Annotated in this window: 23 protein-coding genes; 13 read left to right on the top strand and 10 right to left on the bottom strand. The window is 34.6% G+C overall.

The genetic code is table 11. The annotated features are described in order from the left end of the window. Positions 1 to 131: 131 nt before the first annotated feature. On the top strand, positions 132 to 971 hold the full coding sequence (locus I5M32_RS05290) for an MBL fold metallo-hydrolase (protein ID WP_200585146.1): 840 nt from the start codon (positions 132 to 134) through the stop codon (positions 969 to 971). A gap of 20 nt (positions 972 to 991) precedes the next feature. Here I5M32_RS05290 and I5M32_RS05295 read toward each other — a convergent pair whose 3' ends face one another. From I5M32_RS05295 to I5M32_RS05325, 7 genes are all read right to left on the bottom strand, one after another. Then, complete coding sequence (locus tag I5M32_RS05295) at positions 992 to 2,584, bottom strand: S41 family peptidase (RefSeq protein ID WP_200585147.1); 1,593 nt, start codon at positions 2,582 to 2,584, stop codon at positions 992 to 994. A 64-nt stretch (positions 2,585 to 2,648) separates the two neighbouring features. After that, entirely contained in the window at positions 2,649 to 3,254 is a 606-nt protein-coding gene (locus I5M32_RS05300; protein ID WP_200585148.1) for an HAD family hydrolase, read from the bottom strand. Beyond that, the gene (locus I5M32_RS05305; protein ID WP_200585149.1) at positions 3,254 to 3,955 is read right to left on the bottom strand and encodes a hypothetical protein; all 702 of its coding nucleotides are present in this window, start codon (positions 3,953 to 3,955) and stop codon (positions 3,254 to 3,256) included. The genes I5M32_RS05300 and I5M32_RS05305 overlap by 1 nt, the downstream gene beginning before the upstream one ends. 3 nt (positions 3,956 to 3,958) lie before the next feature. Then, positions 3,959 to 4,615, bottom strand: coding sequence for an ABC transporter ATP-binding protein (locus tag I5M32_RS05310; RefSeq protein ID WP_200585150.1), 657 nt, complete (start codon positions 4,613 to 4,615; stop codon positions 3,959 to 3,961). A 36-nt stretch (positions 4,616 to 4,651) separates the two neighbouring features. Then, positions 4,652 to 5,338 carry a ribose-5-phosphate isomerase RpiA gene (gene rpiA, locus I5M32_RS05315; RefSeq protein WP_234461866.1) on the bottom strand — a complete coding sequence of 229 codons (687 nt, stop codon included), beginning with the start codon at positions 5,336 to 5,338 and terminating at the stop codon, positions 4,652 to 4,654. A 36-nt stretch (positions 5,339 to 5,374) separates the two neighbouring features. Then, positions 5,375 to 6,103 (bottom strand): Dph6-related ATP pyrophosphatase, encoded by a 729-nt coding sequence (locus tag I5M32_RS05320; protein WP_200585151.1) that lies wholly within the window; start codon positions 6,101 to 6,103, stop codon positions 5,375 to 5,377. Further along, positions 6,096 to 6,788 carry an SIR2 family NAD-dependent protein deacylase gene (locus I5M32_RS05325; protein WP_200585152.1) on the bottom strand — a complete coding sequence of 231 codons (693 nt, stop codon included), beginning with the start codon at positions 6,786 to 6,788 and terminating at the stop codon, positions 6,096 to 6,098. The genes I5M32_RS05320 and I5M32_RS05325 overlap by 8 nt, the downstream gene beginning before the upstream one ends. A 223-nt stretch (positions 6,789 to 7,011) precedes the next feature. Here I5M32_RS05325 and I5M32_RS05330 point away from each other — a divergent pair, with 223 nt between their 5' ends. Beyond that, positions 7,012 to 8,061 (top strand): NAD(P)-dependent alcohol dehydrogenase, encoded by a 1,050-nt coding sequence (locus I5M32_RS05330; RefSeq protein ID WP_200585153.1) that lies wholly within the window; start codon positions 7,012 to 7,014, stop codon positions 8,059 to 8,061. A 72-nt stretch (positions 8,062 to 8,133) separates the two neighbouring features. Here I5M32_RS05330 and I5M32_RS05335 read toward each other — a convergent pair whose 3' ends face one another. Both I5M32_RS05335 and I5M32_RS05340 read right to left on the bottom strand, forming a co-directional pair. Beyond that, positions 8,134 to 9,228 (bottom strand): S1C family serine protease, encoded by a 1,095-nt coding sequence (locus I5M32_RS05335; RefSeq protein WP_200585154.1) that lies wholly within the window; start codon positions 9,226 to 9,228, stop codon positions 8,134 to 8,136. Next, on the bottom strand, positions 9,225 to 9,800 hold the full coding sequence (locus tag I5M32_RS05340) for an RNA polymerase sigma factor (RefSeq protein WP_200585155.1): 576 nt from the start codon (positions 9,798 to 9,800) through the stop codon (positions 9,225 to 9,227). The genes I5M32_RS05335 and I5M32_RS05340 overlap by 4 nt, the downstream gene beginning before the upstream one ends. A gap of 200 nt (positions 9,801 to 10,000) precedes the next feature. Between I5M32_RS05340 and I5M32_RS05345 the strand changes: the two genes are divergently transcribed. From I5M32_RS05345 to I5M32_RS05355, 3 genes are all read left to right on the top strand, one after another. Beyond that, positions 10,001 to 10,195 carry a hypothetical protein gene (locus tag I5M32_RS05345; protein WP_200585156.1) on the top strand — a complete coding sequence of 65 codons (195 nt, stop codon included), beginning with the start codon at positions 10,001 to 10,003 and terminating at the stop codon, positions 10,193 to 10,195. A 276-nt stretch (positions 10,196 to 10,471) separates the two neighbouring features. Next, the gene (gene smc / locus I5M32_RS05350; protein WP_200585157.1) at positions 10,472 to 14,008 is read left to right on the top strand and encodes a chromosome segregation protein SMC; all 3,537 of its coding nucleotides are present in this window, start codon (positions 10,472 to 10,474) and stop codon (positions 14,006 to 14,008) included. A 191-nt stretch (positions 14,009 to 14,199) separates the two neighbouring features. Next, positions 14,200 to 14,739 (top strand): sigma-70 family RNA polymerase sigma factor, encoded by a 540-nt coding sequence (locus I5M32_RS05355; RefSeq protein ID WP_200585158.1) that lies wholly within the window; start codon positions 14,200 to 14,202, stop codon positions 14,737 to 14,739. An 80-nt stretch (positions 14,740 to 14,819) separates the two neighbouring features. Here the strand turns inward: I5M32_RS05355 and fbaA are convergent, their stop codons facing one another. Then, positions 14,820 to 15,899, bottom strand: a complete 1,080-nt coding sequence (fbaA, locus tag I5M32_RS05360) for a class II fructose-bisphosphate aldolase (RefSeq protein ID WP_200585159.1) — start codon at positions 15,897 to 15,899, stop codon at positions 14,820 to 14,822. 142 nt (positions 15,900 to 16,041) lie between these two features. On the opposite strand from fbaA, the gene accD reads away from it, so the two are divergent. The 8 genes from accD to hisF all read left to right on the top strand — a co-directional run bounded on the left by accD (position 16,042) and on the right by hisF (position 24,134). After that, complete coding sequence (gene accD, locus I5M32_RS05365; protein ID WP_200585160.1) at positions 16,042 to 16,887, top strand: acetyl-CoA carboxylase, carboxyltransferase subunit beta; 846 nt, start codon at positions 16,042 to 16,044, stop codon at positions 16,885 to 16,887. A gap of 327 nt (positions 16,888 to 17,214) precedes the next feature. Then, on the top strand, positions 17,215 to 18,066 hold the full coding sequence (hisG, locus tag I5M32_RS05370) for an ATP phosphoribosyltransferase (RefSeq protein WP_200585161.1): 852 nt from the start codon (positions 17,215 to 17,217) through the stop codon (positions 18,064 to 18,066). A gap of 293 nt (positions 18,067 to 18,359) precedes the next feature. Then, positions 18,360 to 19,643, top strand: coding sequence for a histidinol dehydrogenase (hisD, locus tag I5M32_RS05375; protein WP_200585242.1), 1,284 nt, complete (start codon positions 18,360 to 18,362; stop codon positions 19,641 to 19,643). An 89-nt stretch (positions 19,644 to 19,732) separates the two neighbouring features. Further along, positions 19,733 to 20,785 carry a histidinol-phosphate transaminase gene (hisC, locus tag I5M32_RS05380; protein ID WP_200585162.1) on the top strand — a complete coding sequence of 351 codons (1,053 nt, stop codon included), beginning with the start codon at positions 19,733 to 19,735 and terminating at the stop codon, positions 20,783 to 20,785. Beyond that, the gene (hisB, locus tag I5M32_RS05385) at positions 20,778 to 21,914 is read left to right on the top strand and encodes a bifunctional histidinol-phosphatase/imidazoleglycerol-phosphate dehydratase HisB (RefSeq protein ID WP_200585163.1); all 1,137 of its coding nucleotides are present in this window, start codon (positions 20,778 to 20,780) and stop codon (positions 21,912 to 21,914) included. Before hisC ends, hisB begins: the two co-directional genes overlap by 8 nt. A gap of 116 nt (positions 21,915 to 22,030) precedes the next feature. Next, entirely contained in the window at positions 22,031 to 22,627 is a 597-nt protein-coding gene (gene hisH, locus I5M32_RS05390) for an imidazole glycerol phosphate synthase subunit HisH (RefSeq protein WP_200585164.1), read from the top strand. Between the two features lies 1 nt (position 22,628). Continuing rightward, positions 22,629 to 23,378, top strand: a complete 750-nt coding sequence (locus I5M32_RS05395) for a 1-(5-phosphoribosyl)-5-[(5-phosphoribosylamino)methylideneamino]imidazole-4-carboxamide isomerase (protein WP_200585165.1) — start codon at positions 22,629 to 22,631, stop codon at positions 23,376 to 23,378. Further along, entirely contained in the window at positions 23,379 to 24,134 is a 756-nt protein-coding gene (gene hisF, locus I5M32_RS05400) for an imidazole glycerol phosphate synthase subunit HisF (protein ID WP_200585166.1), read from the top strand. It begins immediately after the preceding gene. Positions 24,135 to 24,145: the final 11 nt, after the last annotated feature.

A 24,145-nucleotide genomic window follows, 5' to 3' on the forward strand; every position in this document is an offset into this window, starting at 1 on the left:
TAATCTGATGTTATCTGCAAAATCTGCGGGAATAATTTTTGTAGTTTAAATGTTATCTAACCGATAAAATTCTTACACATCGTTTCTATCCAATTAATAATCAAAAAATTAGAATCTCAAAACAAAAAACCATGATACTACATACTATTGATACCGGATTTTTCAAATTAGATGGCGGAGCGATGTTTGGCGTTGTACCAAAGGCCATTTGGCAAAAAACAAATCCTGCTGATGAAAACAATATGTGTAATTGGGCAATGCGATGTTTATTGATCGAAGATGAAGGGCGTTTGATCTTGGTTGATACCGGTATAGGCGATAAGCAAAGTGAAAAGTTCTTCGGTCATTATTATTTGCATGGCGATGATACTTTAGAAAAATCATTAAAAACATTGGGCTTTAGCCGAGATGATATTACGGATGTTTTTCTTACACATCTCCATTTTGACCATGTTGGTGGTGCTATTATACTTGAAAACGATAAATTGATACCCGCTTTTAAAAATGCAACTTATTGGAGCAATGAAAAACATTGGGAATGGGCAACAAGCCCAAATCAGCGTGAAAAAGCCTCCTTTTTAAAAGAAAACATTTTACCGATCAAAGAAAGTGGGCAACTAAAATTTATAAACTGTGAAGATGGCGTTTCTTTCACAAAGAATATTAAAGTCCGTTTTGCTTTTGGGCATACCCAAGCGATGATGCTGCCACAGATTAGTTATAAAGGAAAAACCTTGGTTTACATGGCAGATTTGTTACCTTCCGTTGGGCATATCCCATTGCCTTATGTGATGTCTTATGATATGTTCCCGATGAAAACCCTAGATGAAAAGGCGTTATTCTTAAAAGAAGCCCAAGAAGATAAATACATCCTAATTTTAGAACACGACCCCGTGAACGAATGCTGTACTTTAGAAATGACCGAAAAAGGAATTAAATTAGATAAAGCATTTAGATTATCTGAAATATAAAACCTTTAACAAATCTTTATCTATTTCTTATGCAGATCATCAATCATCCCATTAAATGAATTAGGTTGCCCTATCGACTTAAACATCAATTGATTGGCTGGTGTTTGAGTAGAATTAACTTTTATTGTATTATTGCTAGTAGCGTTTGTAAAAACACCTGTATTAATATAAGACAATGCAGAAGCTAAACTTAGTTCTTGTGGATCGCCAAAATCTCTTGTTACATCATCCTTTTTTGGAGAATCTGGCGTAAAACCAGCAAAATAATTACCTTGTCCTGCAGAATTGGTATTATAAAAAGAAGACATGTAAACATCGTATTTATCAATACGGATAGGGAAAAAGCCCACTGGCTTACCATAAGAAGTAGCACCAACGGTTTTGACATCAACATAAGGTTTTAAACTATTTATAACCAATTCACTAGCAGATGCCGTTCCCCCAGTTGTAATAAATATTACTTTACTTACATTATTTAAAGTACCTGTTTTAATAAAATTATAAGTGTTGCCATTTAAAGAATAATCGTCCTGAAATTGTGTTCCGCTAGTTATATTACCGGCTTGGTCTCTATTTGGTTGATTTTTTAATATAGTAGCTTTCCCTTGTTGTAAAGTTGTATTATAAGTTAAAGAAAACATTTTCTTTCCATTTACACTTAAAGGGGCAATCAAATTAATCATTTGTTGCGCTGTACTCACAAAACCGCCTCCATTATATCTCAAATCTATTACCAAGTTTTCTACGCTTTGAGCAGCAAATTTTGAGAATACAGTATTCAAAATATCTTGTGAATTAGCAGAACTAGAAAACCTGGCGAAAGCCAAATAACCCACTTTTTTACTCCCAACAGTTAAAACAGTATCCTTATATACCGGGCTGCTATCATATTGTGTTCTGTTTACTATTACATCAAATGGTGTTCCATCTGCTCTTTTACCACCAATTGAAATGGTTTGTGAATTATCATCAAAAATAGTTGAGTTTATGTAATCTACTTCATTATCGAAATCGGTTCCAATGTTTTTCCCATTTATTTTATTAATATAAGTACCTCTACCAAGCCTAAAACTAGCTGCTGAAGAACCCGGAGAAACATAATTCAAATAAACTTTATAATCAGCTTTAGAATTACCAACCGCAGATAAACCCCCAAAGCCAAAACCATCTCCTTTTCCGTCTAAACCTACCGAGCTTTTTAAATCCTTTACAAAAGTGATTTTACCACTTGCAACCAAATCTTCTATATAAGAATATTTAGGCCTCATTATTTGAACACCATCAGCATCAGCAATATATTCATAAGGTTTTCCCGTTGTTGGGTTTGTTTTTAATTGGGTAATGGCAAAAAGCTCATCATTTAAGTTATCAAGGATGGTACTCTTGGAAGAATACTTCCTTGGCATAAAAACACCATAAGTTGGCAAAGCATCGTTCCATAAATAAACCTGTTGGGCGTATAGAAACAAAGAATCTTTAGAAAGTTCATCTCTAGAGGCTGTACCTGAAGGCGGACCTGTAATGTCTAAATTAGGCTTGTCCTTTTTACAAGAGGAAAAAGAAATACCCAAAATAAAAATACCGAACACTAATTTGCTAATCACTTTTTTCATGAGAAAATTTATAAAAACTAACAACGTGTAATTTATAAAAAAAGTTTTATCTAATGTTAGATGCTCAAATAATTTTTTGATAGTCTATTTTTAGCATTGTTGCCATTTGCTCATCGATAACATGGTTAGAAACCAGCAAAATATCGTTCTTAATTAATCCGTTCTCTTCAATTAGGTAATTAATTGATGCTGATGATGGTTTTGCTTCAAACTCATCGGCAAAATAAACCTTCAGATATTTATCTAAGCCATGCCACTCTGTTTGGGTGATCTTATTTAATTGCCTTTTCGGATTACCGCTAGTAAGTATATAGATCTGTTTTCTATTGATAGTTAATTCTTGCAACAATTCTAAAACTTCTTTATAGAGCAATAATTTTAGCGGCAACTTGGCATTCTCGAACAGTATATTTAGGTTTTCACGGTATTTCAAATCTAACCCAAAAACATTCGCTGTTTCTTCAAACATTTCTTTTTGCCCATGGGTTTCATACCGCTTTGTGATAAAATTGAGCATTTCTTGTGCAGGCGGAAATGTTTCTAAATATTCTATAAAGTTGGCAAATAGGTAATAAACCTGTAAATCGTAATCTTTTTGTGGGATTAAAACATCATCTAACTCAAAAATGATTGCTTTTTTATTAGGAGGAATATCTTGATATTTTAACATTACGATACTGCGCTTTTTATCCTCAAAATATTCAAACCTTCATAATCTACCTGGTAAAAACCCAATGCGCTTTTATCATAGATCATATTTTCTAATTTAGAGACCATCTCATTTTCGATATTCTCTAAAAAATGAAATTTTTCTCCATCAAACAAAAAATGAGAAGTTTTAATTTTCTTTTGATGGGTGTATAAACTCATTTTTTGAAAATCGGGCCTATTAAACAATTTACCTAATTGGATAAATGAAACAGCGTTTATTTTATTCCAAACGGTCTCAAAATCTTTAGTTTCATCGTTTAACAAAATCAAATCTCCATAGCCTTCTGCATTTGCTAAAGCGATGTTGTGGTTTGGGTAACCTAAAGAAAGGATCATGGACGATAATTCATTATAATTATTGGCTTCTGCCGATGGATTGCTAAAAATCAAGCTCTCATTGTTTGATAGCATGAGTTTTATATCAAACTCTTCAAATAAAACCTTTGACCTCTTAAGTGGCAATAATTCTTCCAAACTCATCGGATAGATGATATTTACCTCATTATCCAAACAAAATCTCAAAATTTCATGGGCAATGGATATGCTTTTTTTTGGTGGGAAATCGGGATGTAAATCTCCAAAAAGAATGGTTTCATTTCTTAAAAGATAAGCTAATTTAAAACTAGCAGGGTTTTCTGAACGCGTTATTAAAACCTTCAATGATTAGTTTTGAAAAATTAATCCGTCTTTCATTGTTATTTTTCTATCGGCCATATCGGCCAAATCTTCGTTATGGGTAACTATGACGAAGGTGTAATTGAATTTATCCCTTAAATCGAAAAATAATTGGTGCAATTCTTTGGCATGTTGAGAATCTAGGTTACCAGAAGGTTCATCGGCCAAAATCAATGCTGGTTTATTGATCAAAGCTCTTGCAACTGCCACTCTTTGTTGTTCGCCACCAGAAAGGGCAGATGGTTTATGGTTTGCCCTATCTGTTAAACCTAAAATATTTAACAGTTCTAAAGCTTTCTTTTCTGTTTCTGCTTTAGGTTTTTTAGCAATGTAAGCCGGAATACAAATATTTTCTAATGCGGTAAATTCTGGCAACAAATGGTGGAATTGAAAGATAAAGCCGATATTAACATTCCTAAAATTACTTAGGTTTTTAGCACTTAAGGAAGAAACATCCACATTGTTGATACTTACCTCTCCTTGATCTTGTTTATCTAAAGTGCCAATAATATGCAGCAAAGTACTTTTACCGGCACCAGATGCACCAACAATACTTACGATCTCTCCTTTGTTTATAGAAAGATCAACACCTTTTAATATCTGTAGATCACCATAACTTTTGGTAATATTTGTGGCTTTTAGCATAATTCTAAATTAATAAGAGGATTGTTACAAAACGGGTTAATCAATTTGTAAAATCCCACCCTCTCCATCTTCACTGATAATTAAATTGGCCATGCCAACAAATAAACCATTTTCTACTACGCCCGGTATGGCATTCATTTTAGCTTCCAATTCTTTGGGGTTTTTGATCTCTTTAAATTTACAATCGGTAATATAGTTCTGGTTATCAGTTATAAAGAGTTTGCCGTCTTTTTCCCTAAATTTTGGTTCGCAACCTAAAGCTTTAAGCTGATTAATGGTTATTTCCTTAGCAAAAGGAGTAATTTCTACCGGTACTGCAAAATCTCCTAAAATATCACATCCTTTAGCTTTATCTGCTATGATCACATAAAATCTGGTAATGGAGGCAATTATTTTCTCCCTCAAAAGCGCACCGCCACCGCCTTTTATCAAATTTTTATGGCTATCATACTCATCTGCACCATCAATGGTAACATCAATTTTTTTTACCTCAGAAATATTCAATAAAGGGATATTTAAACTAAGCGCCAGTTCTTCTGTTGCTTTAGAAGTTGGCACACCTTTGATGTTCAAACCGTTTTTTACCATTTCGCCAATTTTCATAATCGCAAAATAAGCGGTAGAGCCTGTCCCAAGTCCAACGATCATCCCCTCTTTAATATGTTCTGTTGCTTTTTCTCCTACTAATTGTTTTGGGTTCATGATGGTTTGTTTTCTCTTCAAAAATGATGTTTATTTATCTACTAACAAACAGTAATGTTATTTTTCTATCAGATCTATGTACCAAAAACCTAAATTCTTTGGTTTATCCTCCTCTTTTTGGAAACAATTATCATCTGCGCTTTTAGGGGCTTTATAGGCTTTAAAAACCTTCTCTCCCAAAGTAAATGAAATCGGTTTTTTAAAAATTGGCCCTTCAAAAGCAAAAGTATGAAACTCGCCGTTCTCGCCGCAAACGTCAACTTCTTTTGGCAAGTTTTTAATCAATTCAAAATCGATTACCTTGCCTACAAAATCTCCTAAATTTTCTTTTGTGCAAGCAATGATGGTTTTAAAACCTAGATCTATGAATTCTTTTATCAATTCTGATGTTTCTCTCTGCCAAAGAGGAAAAATTGCTTTTAGCCCTGCCTCTGCCAATCTTTCTTCTCTATATTTTTTCAAATCTTCCAAAAAAATATCCCCAAAAACAGAATGGGTAATGCCTTCGTTTTTCAGTTTATCTAAATGGGAACGCATTGTGCTATCATAAGCACTCATAGTGGGCATCTCTGGCAATCTGATCTCATATAATGGAATGCCTATAGATTTTACTTGCTCTAATAATAATTGATACCTTACACCATGCATAGAAATACGGTTTACGCTATCATTTATGGTGGTAACCAAATATTTAATATCTAATTGCGGGTTTTTTAAGCAATGATAAAGCGCTAATGAAGAATCTTTTCCCCCGCTCCAATTAAAAATACAGGATATTTTATTCACTCTGCAAAAGTTTATTTACCAAAAGCGGGACTGCCTTGCTTGCCTTTTCCTGTATCTTGATGAGCTTATTTGGCAAATTTACATTTGGTATTTTTGGGTCGATAACATAAATTGGTGTATGTGGGTTTACATATTGTAATAAGCCTGCGGCAGGATAAACCGCCAAAGAGCTGCCCACCAAAATCACAATATCTGCCTTTGGCATTTCATATATTGCTTTGGTAATCATTGGCACAGCCTCACCAAACCAAACCACATGAGGGCGCAACTGCGAACCTAGCTCACATTGATCGCCCATCTTAATTTCATGGCCGTTCATTTTATAGATTAATGCTGCATTTTTAGAAGATTGGGAATAAATAATTTCTCCGTGTAAATGTATGATTGCTCTAGAGCCTGCCCTTTCATGTAGATCATCTATGTTTTGGGTAATAATGAGGGTATCAAATTTCTGATCTAATTTTGCCAAAGCCAAATGAGCGGCGTTAGGTTTTGCAGCCATTACAGATCTTCTCCGTTCGTTATAAAAATCTTGCACCAATGCTGGGTTTCTTTTCCAAGCCCCAGGAGTTGCCACATCATCAATGTTATAACCTTCCCACAAGCCATCGGCATCTCTAAATGTATTCAAACCACTTTCAGCAGATATACCTGCTCCCGTTAGGATGATTATTTTCCTTTTCATAAATATGATTTGAAGTTAATAATTTTAGATTAAATCCTTTAAACCCACCAAAAATTTAAGCTTTTTTTTATCGTGAGATCATAAAATTAAGTTCAATTGGTTGTTCTAGGCAAGATGTTTGTACTTTTATTGAAACGATACATGAATTATTTTTGGCGATCGTTAATTTTCAAAACTATTGTATCGTATCCATGTTAATAAAATCATAAACAAAAATTAAATTATGACTCAAGTAAAAGCTTACGCTGCCGAAAAAGCAGATAAACCATTGGCCCCTTTTAAATTAGACAGAAGAGAGGTTGGAGAAAATGATGTTGAAATAGAAATCTTGTTCTGTGGTGTTTGTCATTCTGATATCCACACAGCTAGAAACGAATGGGGAGGCACCATGTACCCTGTTGTGCCTGGGCATGAGATTGTAGGTAAAGTAACCAAAATTGGCAGTAAAGTTAGCCATCATAAAATTGGTGATACCGTGGGAGTTGGGTGTTTTGTTGATTCTTGTGGCCATTGCTCTAATTGCGAAGATGATTTAGAACAATATTGCGAAAACGGGAACTCACAAACCTATAATTCAAAACTTCAGGATAAGAAAACCATTACTTATGGTGGCTATTCTACCCATATTGTAGTAACAGAAAAATTTGTTTTAAAAGTTTCTGATAAATTAGAATTAGCCGCAGTTGCGCCACTATTGTGCGCTGGTATTACCACTTATTCGCCTTTAAAACATTGGAATTGCAAAAAAGGGGACAAAGTAGCTGTTGTAGGCTTGGGCGGTTTAGGGCATATGGCCGTTAAACTAGCAGCTTCTATGGGTGCAGAAGTTACCATGCTAAGCCGCTCTCCAGAAAAAGAAAAAGATGCAGAAGAGTTGGGAGCACATCATTTTATGTTAACCACAAATGAGGAAAACATGAAAAAAATGGCCAATTCTTTCGATTTAATTATCAATACCGTTTCTGCAAAGCATGACTATAATGAGTATTTGGCTTTGTTAAGAACAAATGGGACTATGGTATTATTAGGTGTGCCACCAGAAGCAATCCCTGTTGGAGCCGTAAACCTTATCTTTGGAAGAAGGAGTTTAGTGGGTTCTTTAGTAGGTGGAATTAAAGAGACACAAGAAATGTTAGACTATTGCGCAGAACACAATATTGTTTCTGATATAGAACTGATAAATATAGATCAAATTAACGATGCTTACGAGCGTACCTTGAATGGTGATGTTCACTATCGTTTTGTTATTGATATGGCTTCCTTAAAAAATTAAGATTGCTAAAAAATCAAAAAAGGGAATAGTCTTTATAGATGATTCCCTTTTTTTATGCTTTAAACTTTCTACTTAATTATAAACCTTCACTATAAAAATATAATCTTGCATTTTCTTAATTTGAGCAGTTCTATTTAAGCCCGCTAATGTATTCTTCTTGTTAATGTTTATTTTTTCTTTCAAAGAATCTTGAGGGATATTACCGATACATTTCAATAGAAAATCTGACTTTACCGCAAATGCCGCTCCATCTGCTTGGGTCTGTTTACCACTTACAATACCAATTACATTTCCTTTGTTATCCATTAATGGTCCACCAGAATTACCCGGATTAACAGGAATAGAAATTTGATAAGCAGTTGAATCTCCACCATAACCTGTTGAAGAACTTAAATAACCCTTGCCATAAACAATATCATCTTTTGGATAACCGATGGTATAAACATCCTCTCCTAAATCTGCGTTAGATTTTTTAAACGTATAAGGTAAAGGGGATAGATTTTTGAACAATGGATCTATGATTTGAAGGATGGCAATATCATAAGTAGGATCGATGTAAATAGTTTCTACCTTAAAAGATTCCCCTTTTCCGTTTTGCACATAAACAGAATCTGCACCTTTAACAACATGGTAATTGGTTACCAAATACCCGTTAGAAGACAATGCGAAACCCGTACCGCCATATTGGCTATTATCGCTCGGTTGGTTGCTGCTACTATTTATATTGTTTATAAGTGCTCTTTGAGAGCGCTTAATGGTTTCCATATCTCTTTTTAGCTCACTGTAATTAGATACGTGGTTTTGCCCATCAAACTGCCCCGTAAAATATAACGTGGATAGGGTAAAAAGAATGGCAATACTTGCCGCAACGGCTAAACTCCTTTTGGTTTTTCTCCAAAAAGAAATAATTTTAGATGGTGCTTTGTTAAATTCTTCCTTTAAGGCATCCAAATCAATTTCTTCGTGGATTTTGCCCATCTGTATTTTTAGTGCCTTTTTATCTCCGTAAGATTTTAAAGATTGCAAGAAATTGAAATGCTCTGTAACTTTTTTATCAAAAGAAGGGTTGCTTATCCTTTCATCCTCAAAATCTGCGGCCTGTTTGGCATCCATTTCCTTAAACAGATAGGCTTCTATTTCCTTTATCAAATCAATCTCGCTTTTCATATATTCTCTTTACTAAAAAATAGTTTTTTTAACCTTTGTAGGCATTTATACTTTTGGGTTTTGGCGTTATCTGCATTGGTATAGCCAAATTTCTCACTTATATCTTGCATCGATTTATTGTGGATATAAAAATCCTCGATAATTGTTTTACAAGGTTCGCCCAGTTGTTGCAAGGCGCTATCCATCATCACAAACTGCTGGTCTTTTTCTTCATGGCTAACCAGGTCCTGCTCTACCGAAAAATGATCTTCATAATCATTGATGTTTTCGTTATACCTACTTTTATGGTTTAACCTTTTAAGCCACAACCTTCTGCAAACAGAATATAAGAACGTTTTTAATTTACTGGTCAATTCAAAATCACCACTTTTTATTTTATCATGAAGAATGATGATCCCTTCTTGATAAACATCTTTAGCATCATCCTCGCTCCCACTATTGTTAACGATCAATTGATAGACCATCGGAAAATATGCCTTGTAAAGATATTGAAGCGTTGAAGAAGAATTATTAAGAATCCCTAAAATAATCTCGTTATCTGTTGGCTTAAAATAATTTGTCTTGCTGCTCACTGTTTAATACTATTTCCGCTAAATTGTAACCCTTAATCGATAAAAAAAAATAAAATGTTCAATTAATTCTATCCATCAACTAAAATGCTGTTTTAAAGGCGAAAACAAAAAAAACATTTTTTTTCGGTTACGTGGGTTACCTTTTTGTTTTATGCGTATAAAGGGGAAATTAATCACAAATTAAAAAGAAAAAAATTAACATGAAAAACTTATTCAAATTCGGATTTTTCGCTCTAGCATTATCATTATCAGTTGTTGCTTGTAATTCTAACAAAGCTTCTAACGAAACTAAAGATTCAGCTTCTATGGATTCAATTACTGTTGATACTATGGCTGTTGATACTGTTGCTGGTGATTCTTCAATGGTAAAAGTAGATACTACTAAAGCTATGTAATTCTGAAAATCTTAAAAGATTTTTACAAAAACCGCTATCTATCGATAGCGGTTTTTTTTGTCCTTATTTTTTTTGTGGTCGATTTTAATATGGCAGCTATTATTTGATTTATCGTACATATTTTGCCGCTAAGTGCACATTAATCGCAATTCACATTCTCTAAAAAATTTAGCGCCCATTTATGGTTTGGTAGTTAAACGTTTTGTAGATAAACCTACATTAGTTAAATATTCTTTAAAATTTATTTATTTTAACCCTTCTATTTTTCCATTTTAAATGCAGTTAGAAAAACTTGAGATTAAGGGGTTTAAAAGTTTTGGAGATAAAATCACCATCAACTTTAACAAGGGCGTAACAGCTATTGTTGGGCCTAATGGTTGTGGTAAATCTAATGTGGTTGATGCTATACGTTGGGTTTTGGGCGAGCAAAGCACCAGGATGCTACGTTCAGAGAAAATGGAAAACATCATTTTTAATGGTACAAAAACCAGAAAACAGGCCAATCTTGCCGAAGTTTCTTTAACTTTTGATAATACAAAAAACATTTTACCAACCGCATTTTCGCAAGTTACCGTTACCCGCAAATTATACCGCACCGGAGAATCAGAGTATCGTTTAAACGATGTACAATGCCGGTTAAAAGATATCACCGATCTGTTTTTGGATACCGGCATTGGTGCCGATTCTTATTCTATCATTGAGCTAAAAATGATAGACGAAATTATTGCCAATAAAGAAGGCTCTAGAAGAAGTTTGTTTGAGGAAGCATCTGGGATTTCTAAATACAAACTACGCAAGAAACAAACATTCAGTCGTTTAAAAGATACAGAAACCGATTTGAGCAGAGTTGAAGACTTATTATTCGAGATTGAAAAAAACCTTAAAACCCTAGAAAACCAAGCAAAAAAAGCCGAACGTTATTATAAAGTTAAAGAAAGGCATAAAATTTCGAGCCTGGTTTTGGCCTCTTTTAAAATAGTTGGTTTTAAGAATTCTTTAGCCGTTTTAGAAAAACAAGAAGAGAGCCAAGCACAGGGCAAGCATAATTTAGCCGTTAAGATTGACGAGCTGGACGCAACCATACAAAAACATAAGTTTAACAACTTAAATAAAGAAAAAAATCTTTCTACCCAGCAAAAAGCCACCAATGATCTTATTGCAAAAATAAGGGCCTATGAAAGCGAAAAAAAAATAAAGAACGAACAGCTTAAATTCCTTCAAGAAAAAGAGAAAAGGCTTATAGAGGAAACAGAGAAAGATAGGAACCAACAAATACACATCAATTACAATATCAAAAGATTACACGAAGATTATGTTTTAGAAGAACAAACCCTTAAAAAGCTTACAAATGCCTTAAATGAATTAAAAGAAGAACTTGAAGAACTAAGAATACAACAGCAATCTAAAAAAAACCAGGTTGATAGTTTGCAAAAAGAAAATAACGAATTGCAGAACACGCTTTACAAAATAGAAAAAGAGGCTGATATTCTAAACATCCAACAAGAAGCCCTATTGCAAGAAAGTAAGAGAAATTTTGAGGATACCAATAGCAGGGAAAATGAGCTGAATGAATTTAATAATGCCATTGCCATGCTAGCTATTAATTTATCAGAAAAACAGAAAATTTTAGAAGCACTAGAAACACAAGAACTAAACCTTAAAACCCAAATTGAAGATTTAGAAGAGAACGTAAACCAAAACAAAGAAAACCTTAACCAAAACAGCAGAAAACTAGATGCCAAACAAAACGAGTACAACCTAACCAAAAGCATGGTAGATAATCTGGAAGGTTTTCCAGAATCTATACGGTTTTTAAAGAAAAACAACCAATGGAATAAAAATGCGCCCCTACTTTCTGATATACTTTTTTGCCAAGAAGAATACCGGGTTGCCATAGAAAGTTATTTAGAAAATCTGATGAATTACTATGTGGTCCAAGATTTTGAAGAGGCAATTTTTGCCATCAATTTATTGAGCAACGCCGCAAGGGGAAAAGCCAATTTTTTTATCTTAGATAGCCTTAAAAACTTGAAACGAGTTGCTTTTGATCCTCCCAAAAATGCCATTGCGGCATTAGATGTAATAGATGTGGATAAGAAGTTTGATAACCTTTCTAACTATCTTCTGCAAAACGTGTATTTGGTTGATGATGAAATTTACAAAAACCTAGGCCCAGAAATCAATCAGGATGATGTGATCTTGATCGGGAAATCTGGTAAGTTTTATAAGAGCAACCATATACTATCAGGCGGATCGGTTGGTTTATTTGAGGGCAAACGTATTGGCAGGGCAAAAAATCTGGATAACCTATTAAAAGAAATAAAAATACTCACATCATCATCAGAAAAATTAAAAGAAAAAATTACCGAAGAAACCCTTAAAATAAACAGTTTAAAAGCTGCGAGCCAAATAACAGAGATCCAAAATATCAGAAAAGAGCAGAATTTATTGCAAAACGAATCAATATCGGTTAAAACCAAACAAGAACAATACTTATCATTTTTGCAAAACAGCCAAAACCGCAAGAAAGACATCGAACAAAAATTACTGGGCATCCAACACCAGATATTAAAGATCAATCCCAAGATACAAGAACTAAAAACCCAAAAACTAGCCTCAAATAACCAATACCAAGAAGAGCAAATGGCTTTCGCCGAGTTGAGCGAATTTTTAACGGTAAAATCTTCTGCGTTTAATGCAGAAAACCTTAAATTCCATCAACAAAAAAACAAGCTTAACGGCATAGAAAAAGACCTAGAATATAGAGAAAGCCAATTAGAAAACATAGAAAGCAGATTGAATAAGAACCAATCTGATCTTGACATAACCAAAGCCAACATCCTTGATACGGTGCAGCATACAGATAACGATGATGAAGATTTGATAGCCATGTATCAACAAAAAGACGAGATGGAAATTGCGGTACAAGAAGCAGAGAAAGACTATTACAACTATAAAGAAAAAACAAACGAACTAGAGATCCAACTCAGTGAGTTACGTAAAAACAAAGATATTACCGAGCAATTAGCGGCTGATATCAAAGATAAAAAGAACAATCTAAAAATTGAGCTAAATGGTTTAAAAGAACGTTTGGCCGTAGAGTTCAATATCGAGATTGAAGATATTTTAGATGATGAACCGCCAGAAGATGAAAACCAAGAGCAGGTTAAAGCCGATGTGGAAAAACTTAAAAAACAATTAGACGACTTTGGCCCCATAAACCCGATGGCAATGGAGGCCTATAAAGAAATGGAGGATCGTTTTACTTTTATTAATGCCCAAAAGAAAGACCTATTAGAGGCCAAATCATCTTTGCTAGAGACTATTAAAGAGATTGATGATACCGCAAAAGAAAAATTTATGCAGGCTTTTGTTAGTGTTAGGGAAAATTTTATGAAAGTTTTTAGATCATTATTTAACGAAGAGGATAACTGTGATTTGATTTTATCGCAACCAGATGCACCATTAGAATCTGATATTGATATCATCGCAAAGCCAAAAGGCAAAAAACCGCTATCAATCAACCAACTATCTGGTGGCGAAAAAACCTTAACGGCTACTGCCCTTTTATTCTCGTTATATTTATTAAAACCGGCTCCTTTCTGCATTTTTGATGAGGTAGATGCACCTTTAGATGACACCAATATTGATAAATTCAATAACATCATCAGAACTTTCTCTGATCAATCCCAATTCATTGTGGTTTCCCACAACAAAAAAACCATTGCAAGTACCGATATTATTTATGGGGTTACCATGGTAGAGCAGGGGGTATCTAGGGTAGTTGCCGTAGATATGAGGGAAGTTGCTTAAACAAAAAACTTATTACCCTTTTTTTTGCACACAAATGGTTAAACAAAAATTTATGGAACATTTTTTGGGATGAACTTATACGTTCAAACATTATGTTTAATAAAAAGCACAAAAAAGTTAAACAAAGTTTTGTGAATATCAAACTTAATAGTTAAGTTTGTTTAAGTAAACATTACAAAAGGTTAAACAAAATGACTAAAATAGAATTCAACACGCTGGTAATGCGTCAATCTTCTTCATTAAAAGTTTATGCACTACATTTTACACACGATTCTGACGATGCAAATGATTTAGTTCAAGATACTTTACTTAAAGCAATAACCTATTACAATAAGTTTAAAGAAGGAACGAATTTAAAAGGATGGCTTTACACCATTATGAAAAACACTTTCATCAACAATTATAGAAGGTTTATTAAAATAAGTTCTTTGGTAACCAAAACAGATGAAATATCTTCTTCCCAACTATCTTACAGTGCCATGAATAACGGTGGAGAGCAAAAGTTTATCATGGATGATATTAAAAAAGCACTAAACTCTTTACAGCAAGAATATTATGTTCCTTTTACCATGTATTTTGAAGGTTATAAGTACCATGAAATTGCAGACCATCTTGATATTCCGATAGGTACGGTAAAAACAAGGATACACGTTGCCAGAAAATTATTGAAAAAAGATCTAAAGGCTTACGATAAGAAAGGTTTCAATCATCAGAACGAGTTAGCTGCTTAATAGAGCAAAAAATATGTAAAATCAAAAAAGCCAATCCTAAACAGGTTGGCTTTTTTCATGATATAAAAACTATAATTAATCTATAGTTTGTGGTTTACTCCAATGCAATTCAAATCTTCAAAAGCATCAGTCAATCTTTTCACAAACTGATCCTCTCCTTTTCTTAACCAAACTCTTGGGTCGTAATACTTTTTGTTTGGAGAGTCACTACCTTCGGGGCTACCGATCTGAGATTGTAAATAACCTTCCTTCGCTTTGTAATAATTTAAGATCCCTTCCCAAAATGCCCATTGCATATCGGTATCAATATTCATTTTTATAGCTCCGTAAGAAATAGCTTCTCTAATTTCTTCTTGTGAAGAACCAGAACCACCATGGAAAACAAAGTTGATTGGCTTTTCAGCATCCAAATTGAATTTCTCTTTTACATATTCTTGAGAATTGTTTAAAATCACTGGCTGTAACTTCACATTACCCGGTTTATAAACACCATGCACATTCCCAAAAGCTGCTGCAATTGTAAATTTATCACTTACTTTGCTCAACTCTTCATAAGCGTAAGAAACTTCCTCTGGTTGGGTGTAAAGCTTAGAAGAATCAACATCTGTATTATCAACCCCATCTTCTTCGCCCCCTGTTACACCAAGCTCAATCTCTAGGGTCATGCCCATTTTGCTCATGCGCTCTAAATAGCCTTTGCATATTTCTATGTTTTCTTCAATGGGCTCTTCTGATAGATCGATCATGTGAGAAGAGAACAAAGGTTTACCATGTTGGGCAAAATATTTTTCACTAGCGTCTAATAATCCATCTAACCAAGGCAACAATTTTTTGGCGCAATGATCGGTATGTAAAATTACGGCCACACCGTAATGTTCTGCCACCAAATGAACGTGTTGCGCAGCAGAAATCCCTCCTAAAATACAAGCTTGTAACTTGTCGTTTTGCAATGATTTACCGGCATAAAACTGTGCGCCACCATTAGATAGCTGTATAATAACCGGAGAATTTACCGCCTTTGCGGTTTCCATTACCGCGTTAATAGAATTTGTTCCTATTATATTTACAGCGGGTAACGCAAACTGATGTTTCTTTGCAATTTCAAACAATTCTTGAACTTGGTCCCCTGTAATAACTCCTTTAAAATCTTTTAAACTCATTTTTATAATTATTTCTTGGCCTCGAAGTTAAAAAAAATTATCAAATCTTGGATTTTTGGTGGTTAATGTACAAAACAGAAAATAGAACAACATCTGCTTTTCAGCATTTTTTTTGTTTCTTTGCATCACACTATTTTAAAATATGGCTTGGTTTAAAAGAAACACAAAAGGCATCTCTACACTTACCGAAGAGAAAAAAGAAGCTCCAGATGGTGTTTGGAACAAATGCCCAAACTGTAAAAAAGCACTTCATTATTCAGAGCAGGTAGAGAATAAATACGTTTGTCATTATTGCGATTATCATTTAAGAATTGGGTCTAAAGAATATTTTGAGGTTTTATTTGATAACAATTTTTTTATAGAACTCTTTGCTAACCTTACCTCTGGCGATCCTTTAAATTTTACAGATAACAAATCTTACCCGGATAGACTGGTAGAAAGTTACAAAAAAACAGGTTTAAAAGATGCAATAAGAGCGGCGGTTGGTAAAATAGACGGCCAAGACTTGGTAATTGCCTGTATGGATTTCAATTTTATTGGAGGCTCTATGGGCTCTGTAGTGGGTGAGAAAATTGCCCGTTGTATTGATTATAGTATCGAAAATAAGATCCCTTTTTTGATGATCTCTAAATCTGGTGGTGCCAGAATGATGGAGGCGGCTTTTTCATTGATGCAAATGGCTAAAACATCGGCAAAATTAGCTTTGTTAGCACAAGCAAAAATCCCTTATATTTCTTTATTAACAGACCCAACAACAGGCGGGGTAACGGCTTCTTATGCCATGTTGGGCGATATTAACATTGCAGAGCCCGGTGCTTTGATAGGTTTTGCAGGGCCAAGGGTAATCAAAGAAACCATCAAAAAAGATCTGCCAAAAGGTTTCCAAACCTCAGAATTTGTGTTAGAACATGGTTTCCTAGATTTTATAGTGGATAGAAGAGAGATGAAAGCAAAGTTGGCATCGTTTATAAAAATGATGCATAACTAAATTTATAAAGCATAAAAGGAGAGTAAAGGATACCTCTCCTTTTTTAAAAAATTCACTAAATACCTTAAGAAATCACTTCTGCCTAAAATTTATCAATTCCCTTATACTGGTTTTTTATCATTACAAAAACTTGCATATCCCTTTTTGGTTATTATATTTGCGCAACACAATTTCTATCCAAAGAAATTTATAAAGACATGAAAATAAAATTGGCCACATCACATCATCTACATCATCACCATTATGGTGTTGCTATATAGTTTGTTTTGTACGTCAAAACTTTTCAATTCTCAATTGTTTGTCTTTTATTTATAATCTCAAAAAATCTTGAAAACTTTAAAAATCGCTATACAGAAATCTGGCAGATTGAATGAAAAATCTGTAGAACTGCTAAAAAATTGTGGCCTCAGCTTCGAAAACTATAAAAGTTCCCTAATATCCACGGTTTCTAATTTCCCTTTAGAAATCCTATTTTTAAGGGATGATGATATACCAGAATATGTGCAAGACGGCATAGCCGATATTGGTTTGGTCGGCGAAAACGTAATTGCCGAAACCGGTGTTGATGTAGCTTATTTACAACGACTTGGATTTGGGAAGTGCACCTTAAAAATCGCAGTACCAAACAACAATCAATATCAAAACATTGCAGATTTAAGCGGAAAAGCTATTGCAACCTCCTACCCTGTTATTCTTCAAAAATTCTTGGATAAAGAAAAAATTAACGCCGATATTAAAACCATTTCTGGATCGGTAGAGATTGCACCGGGTTTAGGTTTAGCAGATGCCATTTTTGATATTGTTTCTACAGGCGGCACTTTACGTAGCAATGGCTTAAAACCTTTTGCAGATGTAATGTCATCAGAAGCTATTTTAATAGGTAGAAAAGGGATAGAAAATGAACATTTAGTTTTAGAATTATTGCAACGCATACAATCGGTAATGCGGGCAAAAGAAACCAAATATGTGGTCTTAAATGTAGAAAAATCAAATCTCGATAAAATTCTAAATTTATTGCCAGGGGTTAAAAGCCCTTCGGTTTTGCCTTTGGCAGAAGAAGGTTGGGTTGCCGTACATACCGTAATACCAGAACGCGATTTCTGGAGCCACATCAACGAGTTAAAAGCCGCTGGCGCACAAGGAATTGTGGTAATGCCGATAGAGAAGATAATTTTATAGTACCAAGATTATTTAGAATCAAGATTTTAGCATCAAGTATCAAAAACTTTTAAAACGTTTTTATATTTTATAAAATAGAAACATTATTTAATATAGTATTTGGGCGTTTTAACACGCCTGCCCGAACAAGCGGGCTTATCCACTATAGTTTTTTTGTTGTCGGCCTCAGCGGAGTTTAAGGTTAAAGCACCAAAAAAAGCTGTCGTTTCTATCGTTAACGCAAATAAAAAATGGAAAAAATCAATGACCAAAAATCAAATCAAAAGTCTTTATCTTTTGGAGAAGGATTTAGGATGAGGCAATATTCTTTTTCAGGTTTAAGCAAAGCAGCTATTCAGAAATTGGTCCTAAGGAATGTTGATGCTAACAATAACATTCGTGGAACAGTAGAAGATATAATTTCTGAGGTAAAAGCAAAAGGTGATGGAGCTTTAAAATCTTTCGCCCAAAAATTTGATGGAGTTGCGTTGGATAGTTTGTTTATCGATAAAAATAAAATAGATGAATTAGCCGCAACTATCTCTCCAAAAGTAAAAGACGCCATCAACATCGCCTATCAAAACATCAAAAAATTTCACCAAACGCAAATATCAAAAGAAGAAAAGGTAGAAACTACAACGGGCGTAACTTGTTGGAGAGAAGTAAGGGCAATTGAAAAAGTAGGTTTATATATCCCGGGCGGAACGGCTGTTTTGCCAAGTACTTTTTTAATGTTGGGCATCCCGGCAAAAATTGCAGGCTGTAAAGAAATTGTGGTTTGCTCGCCCCCGCAAAAAAGCGGAGAGGTAAATGGCTATTTGGCTTATGTTGCCCAATTATTGGAAATTGATAGAATATATCTAGTTGGCGGTGCCCAAGCCGTGGCTGCAATGGCCTACGGCACAAAAAGCATCACAAAAGTTGATAAGATCTTTGGCCCGGGAAACCAATTTGTTACCATGGCAAAAACCTTGGTACAATCTACCACAAATACCGCTATTGATATGCCCGCTGGCCCATCGGAAGTTTTGGTAATTGCTGATGAAACGGCAAATCCTGTTTTTGTGGCTGCAGATTTATTGGCCCAAGCAGAACATGGCGTTGATAGTCAATCTGTTTTGGTTTGTATCTCCCAAGCAACCATCGATCAAACACAAATTGAATTAGAAAAACAATTAAATATACTGCCGAGAAAAGAAATTGCCGCAAAGGCCATGGCAAATTCATATACTGTTCTGGTTAAAGATTTAGAAGAAGCCATAGATTTCAGTAATGAATATGCACCTGAACATTTGATTTTGGCAACTGATAACTGGAAACCCATTACAAATAAAATAATCAATGCAGGTTCTGTTTTTGCAGGGAATTTAACCCCAGAAAGTGCCGGAGATTATGCCAGTGGCACAAACCATACTTTACCTACAAGTGCTTATGCCCGCTCTTATTCTGGTGTTTCTTTAGATTCTTTTGTAAAAAAAATCACGTTCCAGCACATCAGCGAAAGCGGCATAAAAAATTTAGGGAAAACAATTGAGACTTTGGCAGAAATTGAAGGATTGCAGGCTCATAAAAATGCGGTATCTGTTAGACTGACTTAGATTCAAGAAACAAGTATCAAGAATCAAGACGCTTAAACTGGTTTTTAACTAATGATTAATGAACTATTTCAACTAATGAACTCAAAAAAATGTTTGAATTAGATAAAATTTTAAGAGAAAATATAAAAAACCTAAAACCTTATTCTTCTGCAAGAGACGAGTTTAAAGGGGAAGCTTCCATTTACTTAGATGCCAATGAAAATGCGTTTGGATCGCCACTTTCTAAAGATTATCATCGTTACCCAGATCCAATGGCCTATGCCGTAAAGATGCGCCTGAGCGAAATTAAAGGTGTGCCGGCCAGAAATATTTTTTTAGGGAACGGTAGCGATGAAGCCATTGATATTTTATTAAGAAGCTTTTGTAATCCCGGGGTTGATAACGTAATCGTTGTACCCCCTACTTATGGGATGTATGAAGTCTCGGCAAATATTAATGATGTTGGGATAAAAAGAGTAAATCTTACTGAAGATTTCCAACTTAATTTAGAAAAGATTGCAGAAGCAATTGATAAAAACACAAAGTTGATCTTCATTTGCTCGCCAAATAACCCAACAGGTAATTCTATCAACAGAGAAGATATTGAAACGCTTTTGGCCAATTTTAACGGGATTGTGGTGGTTGATGAGGCTTATATCAACTTTTCACGACAAAAAACTTTTATCCAAGAACTAACGGAATATGCCAATTTGGTGGTTTTACAAACTTTATCAAAAGCATGGGGATTAGCAGCTCTAAGGGTTGGGATGGCTTTTGCAAGCGAAGAAATAATCGAGGTTTTTAATCGTGTTAAACCGCCTTATAACATTAACCAAGCCTCACAAGAATTAGCTTTAGAAGCTTTACAAAATGTAGAACAAGTTAACAATTGGATCAAAGAAATTTTAAAAGAACGTGATGCTTTGGTTTTAGCATTAAAGAATTTTGATTTTGTAATTGATATTTATCCATCAGACGCAAATTTTATTTTAGTGAAAACTGCTGATGCAGACGGGATCTATAAATATTTGACAGAAGAAGGAATTATAGTGAGGAACAGAAATAAAGTGGAACTTTGCGAAGGATGTTTAAGGATTACAGTTGGTACAAACGAAGAAAATAAAGCGATGATCAACAGCTTAAAAAAATTGAAAAATGACTAAATTACTTTTTATAGATAGAGACGGAACGCTTATTCTTGAGCCTGCAGATGAGCAAATTGATTCTTTTGATAAACTGGTTTTTTACCCCGGTGCCATTAGTAACCTATCAAAAATCGTGAAAGAAACCGATTATGAATTAGTAATGGTAACCAATCAAGATGGTTTGGGAACACCCGCCCATCCTGAAGAAAATTTTTGGCCGGTTCAAAATTTCATCGTACAAACCCTTAAAAATGAAGGCATCAGCTTTAGCGAAATAATAATAGATAAAACATTTGCAAAAGACAATGCACCAACCCGTAAACCAGGAACCGCTTTGCTAACTCATTTTTTTGATGCCGATAAATACGATTTAACCAATTCTTTTGTTATCGGCGATCGTTTAAATGATGTTGTTCTGGCTAAAAACCTAGGCGCAAAAGCCATTTGGTTAAACAATAACCCTGATTTGGGTGCAACCGAAGCCCAAAATAAAACCGATAATCTAAAAGAAGTTTTAGCACTTGAAACTTCAGATTGGGATGAAATCTACAGATTTCTAAAAGTTGGGGATCGCAAAATAGAACATATCCGTAAAACAAATGAGACAGACATCCTCATCAAAATAAATTTGGATGGAAAAGGTAATGCAGATATTAAAACAGGATTGAACTTTTTTGACCATATGTTAGATCAAATCGCCCGTCATGGTGGCATAGACCTAACCGTACATACCAAGGGAGATCTACATATTGATGAGCATCATACCATTGAGGATACCGGAATTGCCTTGGGAGAAGCTTTTGCTTTGGCTTTAGCCGATAAAAAAGGAATTGAACGCTATGGCTTTTGTTTACCGATGGATGATTGTTTAGCACAAGTTGCCATAGATTTTGGTGGAAGAAACTGGATAGTTTGGGACGCAGAATTTAAAAGAGAGAAAGTTGGCGATATGCCAACCGAAATGTTCTATCATTTTTTCAAATCTTTTTCTGATGCCTCAAAATCTAATTTAAACATCAAAGTAGAAGGCGATAATGAGCATCATAAAATTGAAGCGATATTTAAGGCATTTGCAAAAGCCATTAAAATGGCCGTTAAAAGAGATATCAATAATATGAGGTTGCCCAGTACAAAAGGAATATTGTAGGGATAACCCTTGGGTTATCCAGATAATTTTGAGGGATAACCTTTGGGTTATCCTTTAGGTTATCCGTATAATTGGGATAATCCAATGATTACCCCTACACAACACAACATTAAAAAATGATAGGAATTGTAAATTACGGAGCCGGTAATATTTTTTCTTTAACCGCCGCATTAGAGAGATTGAATTTAGAATATGGCATGATCAATTCAGAACCTGAATTTGATTTGTATGAGAGGATCATTATCCCCGGGGTTGGACATGCCGGTGCCGCAATGAAAAAACTAATGGATACTGGTTTGGTTCCAAAAATAAAAAGCTTAAAGAAACCGGTTCTCGGTATTTGTGTTGGGATGCAGCTGATAACAGATTTTTCTGAAGAAGGGGATTCTGAAATGTTGAAGATAATACCTGTTAAAACGTTAAAATTTAAAGAAGAAACCTCAAAGAAAATTCCTCACATGGGATGGAACAAAGTTTTTTTAACACAAGAAAATCAATTATTTAACACAATAGTAGATGGGGCATATTTTTATTTTGTGCATTCCTATTTTATAGAATTTAATTCTAAATTTACCATCTCGTATTGTAATTACGGAATAAAATTTTCCGCAAGCATACAAAAAGATAACTTTTACGGAGTACAGTTTCATCCAGAAAAATCTGGCAAGGCCGGAGAAACGCTCCTTAAAAATTTCGCAAACTTAAAACTATAAAATGTACATTATTCCCGCTGTTGACGTTTTAAACCAAAAAATAGTTCGTTTGGTAGAAGGCGATTATAACCAAGTAACACAATATGAAGTTTCTTTAGAAGAACAAATTGAAACTTACCAATCTAACGGGACAGAGTTTGTCCATATCATAGATCTAAACGGGGCCAAAGGCGATTTCAGCAACCAAAAATATTTGTTCGATATCATCAGAAAAACCGAAATGAAGGTTCAGTATGGTGGTGGTGTTAGAAGTATCGATAAAGTTAAAGAGTTGATAGATGCTGGTATTCACAGGGTTATTGTTGGTACGCAAGCTATTACAAACCCTACTTTTTTAGAAGAACTGAGTAACGAGATATGTAATAAAACTAAATGTAGCGATCAGGTTGTGGTAGCTGTTGATGTTTTAGATGAGGTTATCAAATATTCTGGATGGATGGAAAGCTCACCGATAAAATTGATGGATTACATTGATAAATGCTTACAACTTGGTTTTTACCGTTTTTTATGTACCGATATTAATAAAGACGGGAAACTGGGGGGTGCAGGGGTAGATCTTTACAAAAAATTATTAGCCCACTCACCTTTCATTAAGCTAATAGCTTCCGGAGGCATCAGCTCTATGGATGACATTAAGGAATTAAACGATTATAAAATAGAATCTTGCGTAGTTGGCAAAGCTATTTATGAAAACCGCATTTCTATAGATGAAATAAAAAATTGGAATTTGCAGCGTTTATCTTCTATCTAAATGTTAAGTAAACGCATTATCCCTTGTTTAGACGTAAAAGACGGGCGTACTGTTAAAGGTATAAACTTTGTTGATTTACGTGATGCTGGCGACCCCGTTGAATTGGCTTGGCAATATTCTAACCAGGGAGCGGATGAGTTGGTTTTTTTGGATATTACCGCAACCCATGAAAAAAGAAAAACCACCATTGAAATGGTAAAATCCGTGGCTAGGCAAATAAACATTCCATTTACCATTGGAGGTGGGATCACAGAACTAAAAGATGCCGAAGCTTTATTAAATGCTGGTGCAGATAAAATCTCTATCAACTCAGCAGCGGTAAGGAGACCAGAATTGATCAATGAGCTGGCCGATGCTTTTGGTGTTCAGTTTGTGGTTTTGGCTGTTGATACTAAACATTTATCTTCTGGGGATTTTGTACATCTAAACGGTGGCAGAATTGCGACAGCATTAAAAACCCAAAATTGGATCAAAGAAGCAGAGCAACGTGGAGCAGGAGAAATTTTATTGACCTCTATGGATAAGGATGGCACAAAATCTGGTTTTGACAACCTTCTTTTAAAGGAAATAAATGATATGGTCTCAATCCCCGTAATCGCATCAGGCGGAGCTGGTTGTAGTCAAGATTTTATTGATGTTTTCAAAAAAAGTGATGTTGATGCTGCTTTGGCCGCTTCCGTTTTCCATTATGGCGAAATCTTAATCCCAGAATTAAAACAACTATTAAAGAATAACCAAATAGAAATCAGGATTTAATTTTTTATCTT

The organism is Pedobacter segetis (assembly GCF_016623585.1).
Taxonomy (GTDB): domain Bacteria; phylum Bacteroidota; class Bacteroidia; order Sphingobacteriales; family Sphingobacteriaceae; genus Pseudopedobacter; species Pseudopedobacter segetis.